This is a genomic window from Pseudomonas sp. CFBP13528, from assembly GCF_005233615.1.
Lineage (GTDB): Bacteria > Pseudomonadota > Gammaproteobacteria > Pseudomonadales > Pseudomonadaceae > Aquipseudomonas > Aquipseudomonas fluorescens_AM.
The window spans coordinates 188634-198833 of sequence record NZ_QGAJ01000009.1 but is presented as its reverse complement, the minus strand read 5'-3'; the positions used below and the strand labels follow the sequence as shown (position 1 = coordinate 198833).

Genomic DNA, 10200 nt, shown 5'->3' with positions numbered 1-10200 from the left:
GTGAATGCGAGAGATGCAAAGAACGGTTATGTCTCAATCAAAGTGTCACCTATGTGAGTGCACTTTTTTGTAACCCATGTGGTTGACCCGTACACTTGCCCCACCACTCGGCACCTCGCTAATGCTCGGTGTGCCCGAACGCAGGCTTGAATCCGTGGGCCGCCGCAATGGGCCATCCCTGGCCCAGTGCGGCTAACCCGGCGTCCTGCCGGGTTGCCCACGGATTCAAGCCTGCGTTCGGCCAGCGTGGTTTAACGGGGCGCCTGAGATCAAGATCAATAGCCAGATCAAGATCAATAGCCAGATCAAGATCAAGAGCGACTCGCTTCGCATCGTGGTTAGGGTTGAGCGCTACGTAGATGCCTCTTGATGACGGTGGATCAGTCACAAACACATGACTGACACACCGTCATCGGGAGCAAGGCGCCTCCCACATTTTTTACCGTGCCTGGCTCGACTAAGCGGCTTTGTGACGCTTGCGCACCAGCTTCATCACCACCACAAAGAACACCGGCACGAATACCACCGCCAAGGTCGCCGTGATCATCCCGCCAATCACGCCGGTGCCGATCGCCTGCTGGCTCGCCGAACTGGCCCCGGTGGCGATCGCCAGCGGCACCACGCCGAGGATGAATGCCAGCGAGGTCATGATGATCGGGCGCAGGCGCAGGCGCGCGGCTTTCAAGGTGGCGTCGATCAAGTCCTCGCCCTGTTCATACAGGTCCTTGGCGAACTCGATGATCAGGATCGCGTTTTTCGCCGACAGGCCGATGATGGTGATCAGGCCGACTTTGAAGAACACATCGTTGGGCATGCCGCGCAAGCTCACCGCCAGCACCGCCCCGAGCACGCCCAGCGGCACCACCAGCAATACCGAGGTCGGGATCGACCAGCTCTCGTACAAGGCGGCCAGGCACAGGAACACGATCAGCAGCGACAAGCCCAACAGGATCGGCGCCTGGGACCCGGACAGGCGTTCCTGCAAGGACAGCCCGGTCCATTCCTGGCCCAAACCGGCGGGCAGTTGGCTGACCAGGCGCTGGATTTCGTCCATCGCCTCGCCGGTGCTGTGCCCTGGCGCCGCTTCGCCGCTGATGGCGATGGCGGGGTAGCCGTTGTAGCGCGTCAGTTGCGTCGGGCCCTGGGTCCACTTGGCTTCGACAAACGCCGACAGCGGCACCATTTTCCCGGCGTTGTTGCGCACGTTGATCTTCATCAAGTCCGCCACCTGGCTGCGCTGGTCACCCTCGGCCTGCACCACCACGCGCTGCATGCGACCCTGGTTGGGGAAGTCGTTGATGTAGGCCGAGCCGATGGCCGACGACAATATATTGCCGACGTCGGCAAACGACACGCCCAGCGCATTGGCCTGCTTGCGGTCCACTTCCAGCTGTACCTGCGGGGCTTCGGCCAGGGCGCTTTCGCGCACGTTGGCCAGGATCGGGCTTTTCGCGGCCGCTTCCAGCAACTCGGTACGTGCAGCCATCAGCCCCGCGTGGCCGACGCCGCCACGGTCCTGCAGGCGGAACTCGAAACCGCTGGAGGTGCCGAGGCCGTCTACCGGGGGTGGCAGGATCGCATAGGCAATCGCATCCTTGAGCTCGCTGAAGGCCATGTTGGCGCGGTCGGCAATCGACGCGGCCGAATCATCGCTGCCGCGCTCCGACCAGTCCTTGAGCGTGGTAAACGCCAGCGCCGCATTCTGCCCGGAGCCGGAGAAACTGAAGCCCATGATCATGGTGGTATCACCCACGCCCGGTTCCGTGGCGTTGTGTGCCTCGATCTGCTCGGCCACCTGCACCGTGCGGTTCTTGCTCGCGCCCGGCGGCAACTGGATATCGGTGATGGTGTAGCCCTGGTCTTCCACCGGCAGGAACGAGGAGGGCAGGCGACTGAACAGCAGCCCCAGGCCCACCAGCAGCACCAGATAGATCAGCAGGTAGCGGCCGCTGCGCTTGAGGGCATAGGCCACCCAGCTTTCGTAACGGTCGGTGAGCTGTGCGAAGCGCGTGTTGAACCACCCGAAGAAGCCGCCCTTGGCGTGGTGTTCGCCCTGGGCAATCGGTTTGAGCAAGGTGGCGCACAGCGCCGGGGTCAAGGTCAGGGCCAGAAACGCCGAGAACAGGATCGAGGTGGCCATCGACAGCGAGAACTGCTGGTAGATCACCCCCACCGAGCCTGGCATGAACGCCATCGGCAGGAATACCGCGACCAGCACCAGCGTGATACCAACGATGGCGCCGGTAATCTGACCCATGGCCTTTTTCGTTGCCTCCTTGGGCGACAGGCCTTCAGTGGCCATGATCCGCTCGACGTTCTCCACCACCACAATCGCATCGTCCACCAGGATACCGATCGCCAGCACCATGCCGAACATGGTCAGCACGTTGATCGAAAAGCCCAGCAACAGCATGGTGGCGAAGGTGCCCATCAGCGCAATCGGCACCACCAGCGTGGGGATCAGGGTGTAGCGCACGTTCTGCAGGAACAGGAACATCACCGCAAACACCAGCGCCATCGCCTCGAGCAAGGTGTAGACCACCTTGGTGATCGAGACCTTGACGAACGGCGAGGTGTCATAGGGGATCTTGTATTCCACATTGGCCGGGAAATAGCGCGACAGCTCGTCCATCTTCGCCCGCACCAGGGTCGCGGTGTTCAGCGCGTTGGCGCCTGGCGACAGCTGCACGCTGACGGCGGTGGACGGCTTGCCGTTCAGGCGCGTGGAGAACTGGTATTCCTGGCTGCCGACTTCCACCCGCGCCACATCACCGATGCGCACGGTAGAGCCGTCAGGGTTGGCCTTGAGCACGATATCGGCGAACTCCGCCGGCGTCGACAATTGGCCCTTGACCAGAATGGCAGCGGTGATTTCCTGGGTGGGGGTGCCCGGCAAGTCGCCGATGCTGCCCGCCGAAACCTGGGCGTTCTGCGCGCTGATGGCGGCATTCACGTCGGCCGGCGTGAGGTTGAAGCCAATCAGCTTCTGCGGGTCGATCCAGATGCGCATGGCGCGCTCGGCGCCATACAGCTGGGCCTTGCCCACCCCGTCCAGGCGCTTGAGTTCGTTCATCACGTTGCGCGCCAGGTAATCGCTGAGCGCCACGTCATCGAGCTTGCCGTCATTGGACGTCAGCGTCACCAGCAGCAGGAAGCCGGCCGAGACTTTCTCCACCTGCAAGCCTTGTTGCGTCACGGCTTGCGGCAGGCGAGGCTCCACCGCCTTTAGCCGGTTTTGCACGTCCACCTGAGCCATCTCCGGGTTGGTGCCCGGTTGGAACGTGGCGGTAATGGTCGCCGAGCCCAGGCTGCTCTGGGACTCGAAATACAGCAGGTGATCGGCGCCGTTGAGCTCCTGCTCGATCAGGCTGACCACGCTTTCATCCAGGGTCTGGGCCGAAGCGCCAGGGTACACCGCGTAGATTTCCACCTTGGGCGGTGCGACGTTGGGGTATTGGGCCACCGGCAATTGCGGGATCGCCAGGAAGCCGGCCAGCAAAATGAACAAGGCCACCACCCAGGCGAAAATCGGGCGGTCGATGAAGAACTGCGGCATGGCGGGTTATTCCTTTACGAGCGGGCTGTCGTCCACTTCTACTTTTTCACCGGGGCGCGCGCGTTGCAGGCCCTCGACGATGATGCGGTCGCCGGGTTTGAGGACGCTGCTGACGATCCAGCGATCCTCGATCACCGCGCCCAACTCCACCGGCTGCTGGCGCACGGTCTGCTCGTCGTCCAGCAACAGCACCATGGGGATGCCGGCGCTGTCGCGGGTGATGGCGCGTTGCGGCACGCTCAGGCCTTGCCTGTCGACTGCCTGTTCCAGGCGTACCCGCACAAAGCTGCCGGGCAGCAGGTCGAGGTCCGGGTTGGGAAACTCGCTGCGCAGGATGATCTGCCCGGTGCCCGGGTCGACGCTGATGTCGGCGAACAGCAGCTTGCCCGGCAACGGGTACAGGCTACCGTCGTCCTGGATCAGAGTGGCCTTGGCCTGGTCCTGGCCGACCTGCTTCAGGCTGCCGGCACGAAAGGCACGACGCAGGTCGTTGAGCTCGCGGGTGGACTGGGTCAGGTCGGCATGGATCGGGTCCAGTTGCTGGATGATCGCCAGCGGCGTGGCCTCGTTCTGTCCGACCAGCGCGCCTTCGGTCACCAGGGCCCGGCCGATGCGCCCGGAAATCGGCGCGGTCACGGTGGCGTAGCCCAGGTTCAACCTGGCGCGCTCGACGGCGGCCTTGTTGGCGGCGATTTCGGCGTTGGCCTGGCGCAGGGCGGCGCGGGCGTTGTCGTATTCCTGGCCGCTGATGGCGTTGCCTTCCACCAACTGGCTGTAGCGCTGCTCCTGCAGGCGCGCCTGGAATGCGTTGGCCTCGGCCTTGCTGAGGTTGGCCTGGGCGCTGTCGAGGTCGGCCTTGAACGGCGCCGGGTCGATGCGAAACAGCACGTCGCCGCGTTTCACGTCATGGCCCTCATTGAACACCCGTTGCATCACCACCCCGGCGACCCGGGCGCGCACCTCGGCAATGCGCGGCGCGGCGATGCGCCCGCTCAATTCGCTGGTGATGGACAGGGGCTTGGCCTGCAGCGTCTCGATGCGCACTTTGGCCAGGGGCATTTGGGGCGCCTCGGCTGTGGACTTGTCACACGCGCTCAGCGCCAGTGTGAGGGCCAACAGGCAAAACGGCGCAAACAGATTCTTCGACATGCTCTTATCCCAATATTGACTGGCGCATCCTAAGGTCACCTGCGCTGTGGTGCTGTGAAGCTGTGTAGGTCGTGTGTGAAGAACTGTAAGGGGCGGCGCGCGGGGCGCTGAGGGCGTATATCCTTGCACAACCTTGCTTGCAATGAAGATCAAATGTGGGAGGGAGCTTGCCCCCGATAGCGGTGTGTCAGCTAATCAACAGTCGACCGGCACCCTGTCATCGGGGGCAAGCCCCCTCCCACATTGGATTTGTGTACGACACCTCACTGTATTTTCTGGAAACACCTCCATGCCCAATATCCTCCTGGTGGAAGACGACGCCGCACTCTCCGAGTTGATTGCCAGCTACCTGGAGCGCAATGGCTACCACGTCAGCGTGCTCAGCCGGGGCGACCTGGTACGTGAGCAGGCGCGGCTGAACCCGCCGGATCTGGTGATCCTCGACCTGATGCTGCCCGGCCTCGACGGCCTGCAGGTCTGCCGTCTGCTGCGCGCGGACTCGGCGGGCCTGCCGATCCTGATGCTCACTGCCCGTGACGACAGCCATGATCAGGTCCTGGGCCTGGAAATGGGCGCCGACGATTACGTGACCAAACCCTGTGAGCCCCGCGTGCTGCTTGCCCGGGTGCGCACCTTGCTGCGCCGCAGCAGCCTGTCGGAACCGCAGGTGGCCAGCGACCGCATCATCATGGGCAACCTGTGCATCGACCTGTCCGAGCGCACCGTGACCTGGCGCGAGCAGGCGGTGGAGCTGTCCAGTGGCGAATACAACCTGCTGGTGGTCCTGGCGCGGCATGCCGGTGAAGTACTCAGCCGCGACCAGATCCTGCAGCGCCTGCGCGGTATCGAGTTCAACGGCACCGACCGTTCGGTGGACGTGGCCATCTCCAAGCTGCGGCGCAAGTTCGACGACCACGCCGGTGAGGCGCGCAAGATCAAGACGGTGTGGGGCAAGGGCTACCTGTTCAGCCGTTCCGAGTGGGAATGCTGAGCCATGTTTCGTGTCCTGCTGCGTCTCTACCTGATCACCATCGTCACCTACAGCGCGGCGATTTTCCTGATCCCCAAGCTGGTGATCCAGCTGTTCGAACACCGGTACATGGACTATAACGTCGAACAGTCCCGTGGCCTGCAAACGCTCATCGTCAAGCAATACCTGCGCGCGCCGGTGGAACGCTGGTCGCAGGTTACCGAGCAACTGAGCCGTGACTTTGCGCCGTTGAAAGTGCAATTGCTATTGCGCCAGGACGCGCGCTACACGCCTGCCGAGGAGCAATTGCTGGAGCAGGGCAAACCGGTGATCCGCCTGGGCGAGTGGGGCTGGATGGAAGAAGTCAGCTCGCCGATCAACGAGCAGTTCGCGGTCAAGCTGATCATCCCGCCGGACCCGCTGGACATGAACCTGCTGTACTGGTCGATGAACGTACTGGTCGGCGCCGCGCTGCTGGCCTGTCTGCTGGTGTGGTTGCGCCCCCACTGGCGCGACCTGGAGCGGCTGAAAAGCACCGCCGCGCAGTTGGGCAAGGGCAACCTGGGCGAACGCACGCAGATTCCGCCGAGTTCCAGCATCGGCAGCCTGGCGGCGGTGTTCGACACCATGGCCAATGACATCGAGCATCTGTTGAACCAGCAGCGCGACCTGCTTAACGCGGTGTCCCACGAGCTGCGCACTCCGCTGACCCGGCTGGATTTCGGCCTGGCCCTGGCGCTCTCGGAAGACTTGCCCGCGGCCGGCCGGGAACGCCTGCAAAGCCTGGTGGCGCATATTCGTGAACTGGATGAGCTGGTGCTGGAATTGCTCTCCTACAGCCGTCTGCAGAACCCGGCGCAGTTGCCCGAGCGCGTGGAGGTGGTGCTGGATGAATTCATCGACAGCGTGTTGGGCAGTGTCGACGATGAGCTGGAAAACCCCGACATCGTCATCGAGGTGGTGCTCGACTGCGCTGTGGAGCGCTTCAGCCTCGATCCGCGCCTCACCGCCCGCGCTCTGCAGAACCTGCTGCGCAACGCCACGCGTTACTGCGACAAGCGCATCCAGGTCGGCGTCAAGGTTTGCCCCAAAGGCTGTGAAATCCGTGTGGATGATGACGGCATCGGCATTCCGCCGGACCAGCGTGAACGCATCTTTGAGCCGTTCTATCGCCTGGACCGCAGCCGTGACCGCGCCACCGGGGGCTTTGGCCTGGGCCTGGCCATCAGCCGGCGGGCCCTGGAAGCCCAGGGCGGCACCTTGACCGCCGAGGCCTCACCGCTCGGTGGGGCGCGGTTTCGCGTGTGGTTGCCCAACGTCGATTGATCGAGGCAGCTTGATCGCGCGGCCGATCGCCCGGATTGTCGTGCCTGGTTGAAAAGGCATAAAGTCAGATCATATTGGTATAAGTCGTTATAAGAAAAATCGCTATCCTGCCGCCAGAAATTTATAAGGCCGCAGGTAGCTGTAATGGATGTAGGTAATGTGGGTTTCGTGGTTGCCGGCCTGATCGTAGGTTTTATCGTGGGCATGACGGGCGTGGGCGGGGGCTCGTTGATGACGCCGATCCTGTTGTGGTTCGGGATCAATCCGGCCACCGCCGTGGGCACTGACCTGTTGTATGCCGCCATCACCAAGTCCGGTGGGGTGCTGGTGCACAGCAAGAACAGGAACATCGACTGGACCATTACCGGCTGGCTCACCCTGGGCAGCGTGCCGGCGGTGTTGCTGACCCTGTGGTTCCTCGCCAGCCTGCATACCGACCCCAGCGCCATGAACGCGGTGATCAAACAGGCGCTGGGCGTGGTGTTGCTGTTGACGGCCCTGGCGATCCTGTTCAAGAAAAGCTTGCTGGCGTTCGCCCAGCGCCATGCCGGTGACGACTATTCTATGCGCCCGCGCAATCTGAATGCGCTGACGGTGGTGACGGGCGCGGTGCTGGGTACCATGGTGGCGCTGACGTCCATCGGCGCCGGCGCGCTGGGGACGGTGGCGCTGTTTATTCTGTATCCGTTTCTCGCCACGCGTCGTCTGGTCGGCACCGAGATCGCCCATGCTGTGCCGCTGACCCTGGTGGCGGGGCTGGGCCATGCGAGCATGGGCAATATGGATTGGCATCTGTTGGGGTTTTTGCTGATGGGCTCGCTGCCGGGGATTTATCTGGGCAGTCATATGACTGGCAGGATTCCGGATGGTGTGCTGCGTCCGTGTCTGGCGGTGATGTTGATGGCGGTGGGTTACAAACTGGCGTTCTAGGGTGGGCGCGGTCCAGTGTGGGAGGGGGCTTGCTCCCGATGGCGGCCGACGGTCTGAAACTATCTGACTGATGCTCCACCATCCAAATGCGGGAGGGGGCCTGCTCCCGAGGGCGGCCGACGGTCTGAAACTATCTGACTGATGCTCCACCATCCAAATGTGGGAGGGGGCTTGCCCCCGATGGCGGCCTCTGGGCCGACCAGGATGTTGGATTGGAACGAGTACATATCCGTTTCTGCGGTAACGGCTGCTATCGGTTCCGCTTTTACAGCGGGTCACTTTTGGAAAAGAGCCCCAAAAGTAACCAAAAAGGCTCTTGCCCCACCACTCGGCACCTCGCTTAGGCTCGGTGTGCCCGCAATCCGACATTGATGTGGGGGGCCGCCGCCACGCGCCATCCATGGCGCGGGGCGGCTAAACCGGCATCCCTGCCGGTTTACCCCCCACATCAATGTCGAATTGCGGCCAGCGTGGTTTAACGGGGCGCCTAAGATCAAGATCAAAAGCCAGATCAAGATCAAGAGCGACTCGCTTCGCATTGTGGTTAGTGTTGGGTGTTAGAGCGTTATGACACCTTTGCTTCACTTCTTCCACATTGCGTTAGAACGGCTTAGGCCTTGGCCTAATGCCAGTCAATTAAGCGTACGCTGCCCTCTGTAGGAGCGAGCTTGCTCGCGAAAAATGTCAACGATAACGCGTGTTTCCTGAATGAACGCGGTGCCTGTGAGTTTTTCGCGAGCAAGCTCGCTCCTACAAAACGCCTAACTGACTGGTATTAAGCCTTCGCCGGGCCATTGCCGATCTGCCAGACAAACGGCGGCTCGGTGCCATTGATCACCCAGTCGCCGACGATCCGCGCCTTGTAGATCAGCGGATTGTGCGATGACACTGTTCGCGCATTGCGCCAGTGCCGGTCCAGGGCTTTGCCCTGACGCACATCGGAGGCCCCCAGGGCGTTGAACAGTTGGCTGGTGGCCCGCTGGATCAATTCCGACACGACCACCTGGGCCGTCGCCGATTCGATCTCGGCGGCTACGTTGGCTTCGCGTTCGGCCACGTCATCGCCACCGAAGCGGGCCAGATAGGCCCGTTGCGCCGGCAGCGCGGCCTGCAATGCGCTGGCACGGGCTGCGTAGACGAGCGCGGCGACTTCGCCCACCACCTGTTGCACCTGCGCGTCCTGGCTGACGTGCGGGGCGTTGCCGTGGCTGTAGATGCGTTTGCGCGTGCGCACCTGATGGGCCACGTCGTTGAGTGCCGCATGGCCGATGCCGGCCAGGGTGGCGAGCAGCACCAGTTGATAAAACGCGGTCTGGTATTTGAAGCGGGTGGCGAAGTCGATCACGTTTTGCGCTTCGACCACGGCATCGGTAAAGCGCGTGGTGCCGCTGCCGGTGGTGCGTTGGCCAAAGCCGTCCCAGTCATCGCTTTGCACCACCCCAGGCTGGCGCGTGCGGGTGGCGGCGATGACGTCGGCGCCGGTGTCGCTGCGTTGGGCGTATACATCGATCCAGTCGGAAAACAGGCTGCCGGTGCTGTAGAACTTTTCACCGTTGAGTGTCCAGTCGTTCCCGTTGGGGCTGACCTGGGTGACGACGTCGCCGATCGCGACATTGCCGATTTCGGTCCAGGCGCAGCCGACGATGTCGCCGTCGACAAAGCGCTTGAACCACACCTCGCGCGCCGCGCCCGGCGGCGCATTCAGGCGGTCTTCGGCAAACGCAAAATGCCCGCGCAGGGCCTGGGGCACATTGGAGTCGGCGGCGGCGAGTTCGATCAACAGTTCGAACAGCTGCGGCAGCGACGCGCCGCCACCGCCATATTCCACCGGCACGCGCACCGCGCCGAAACCGGCTTCCTTCAACCAGCGGATCGGCTCATGGGGCAGGGTGCGGCTGTGTTCGCGTTCCACCGCGCCCGCGGCGATGCGCTCGAAGATGGGACGGAAGCGCTCGGCCAGGGCGGGGTAGTCGACGCCAACGGACAGCGGGTTGATGACGTGTTGCTCGGTCATGGGGGGCGGCTCCTGGGCAGTGATCAAGTCCCTGGGTGTTTGCACAGTCCGTGCCGGGCACCGTGGCCCGTGTTTACGGCGCGAGGACGCCAAATACTGTTGCGCCCGCAACAGCGTTTGCACAAAACGCTGCGATTCATGACAGTCGCGGCGCTCCGCGCAACGCCCAGGTTGTGCGCCGCAGACCGCAAGGCCAGGGCCTTTGCGCGTGGCTGGCACGCTTGCTGCTCAAGCCCTCCTACATTCCTTTGTGCG

At 63.1% G+C, this 10200-nt stretch carries 6 protein-coding genes; 3 read left to right on the top strand and 3 right to left on the bottom strand.

The window, feature by feature from the left end:
* Nucleotides 1-457: 457 nt before the first annotated feature.
* Nucleotides 458-3556 (bottom strand): efflux RND transporter permease subunit, encoded by a 3099-nt coding sequence (locus PspCFBP13528_RS18085; RefSeq protein WP_065952539.1) that lies wholly within the window; start codon nt 3554-3556, stop codon nt 458-460.
* A 6-nt stretch (nt 3557-3562) separates the two neighbouring features.
* Complete coding sequence (locus PspCFBP13528_RS18080; RefSeq protein WP_137201058.1) at nt 3563-4705, bottom strand: efflux RND transporter periplasmic adaptor subunit; 1143 nt, start codon at nt 4703-4705, stop codon at nt 3563-3565.
* Between the two features lie 289 nt (nt 4706-4994).
* Here PspCFBP13528_RS18080 and PspCFBP13528_RS18075 point away from each other — a divergent pair, with 289 nt between their 5' ends.
* From PspCFBP13528_RS18075 to PspCFBP13528_RS18065, 3 genes are all read left to right on the top strand, one after another.
* On the top strand, nt 4995-5696 hold the full coding sequence (locus tag PspCFBP13528_RS18075) for a response regulator transcription factor (protein ID WP_065952541.1): 702 nt from the start codon (nt 4995-4997) through the stop codon (nt 5694-5696).
* Nucleotides 5697-5699: 3 nt separating this feature from the next.
* Nucleotides 5700-7001 (top strand): ATP-binding protein, encoded by a 1302-nt coding sequence (locus PspCFBP13528_RS18070; RefSeq protein WP_137201056.1) that lies wholly within the window; start codon nt 5700-5702, stop codon nt 6999-7001.
* A 144-nt stretch (nt 7002-7145) separates the two neighbouring features.
* On the top strand, nt 7146-7931 hold the full coding sequence (locus PspCFBP13528_RS18065; RefSeq protein ID WP_065952543.1) for a sulfite exporter TauE/SafE family protein: 786 nt from the start codon (nt 7146-7148) through the stop codon (nt 7929-7931).
* Between the two features lie 775 nt (nt 7932-8706).
* Here PspCFBP13528_RS18065 and PspCFBP13528_RS18055 read toward each other — a convergent pair.
* On the bottom strand, nt 8707-9945 hold the full coding sequence (locus tag PspCFBP13528_RS18055) for an acyl-CoA dehydrogenase family protein (protein ID WP_137201054.1): 1239 nt from the start codon (nt 9943-9945) through the stop codon (nt 8707-8709).
* Nucleotides 9946-10200 lie beyond the last annotated feature (255 nt).

What these genes read in the sequence shown, in the direction of transcription:
- PspCFBP13528_RS18085 (WP_065952539.1), bottom strand. Translation starts at nt 3,556, where the DNA reads ATGCCGCAGTTCTTCATCGACCGCCCGATTTTCGCCTGGGTGGTGGCC.
- PspCFBP13528_RS18080 (WP_137201058.1), bottom strand. Translation starts at nt 4,705, where the DNA reads ATGTCGAAGAATCTGTTTGCGCCGTTTTGCCTGTTGGCCCTCACACTG.
- PspCFBP13528_RS18075 (WP_065952541.1), top strand. Translation starts at nt 4,995, where the DNA reads ATGCCCAATATCCTCCTGGTGGAAGACGACGCCGCACTCTCCGAGTTG.
- PspCFBP13528_RS18070 (WP_137201056.1), top strand. Translation starts at nt 5,700, where the DNA reads ATGTTTCGTGTCCTGCTGCGTCTCTACCTGATCACCATCGTCACCTAC.
- PspCFBP13528_RS18065 (WP_065952543.1), top strand. Translation starts at nt 7,146, where the DNA reads ATGGATGTAGGTAATGTGGGTTTCGTGGTTGCCGGCCTGATCGTAGGT.
- PspCFBP13528_RS18055 (WP_137201054.1), bottom strand. Translation starts at nt 9,945, where the DNA reads ATGACCGAGCAACACGTCATCAACCCGCTGTCCGTTGGCGTCGACTAC.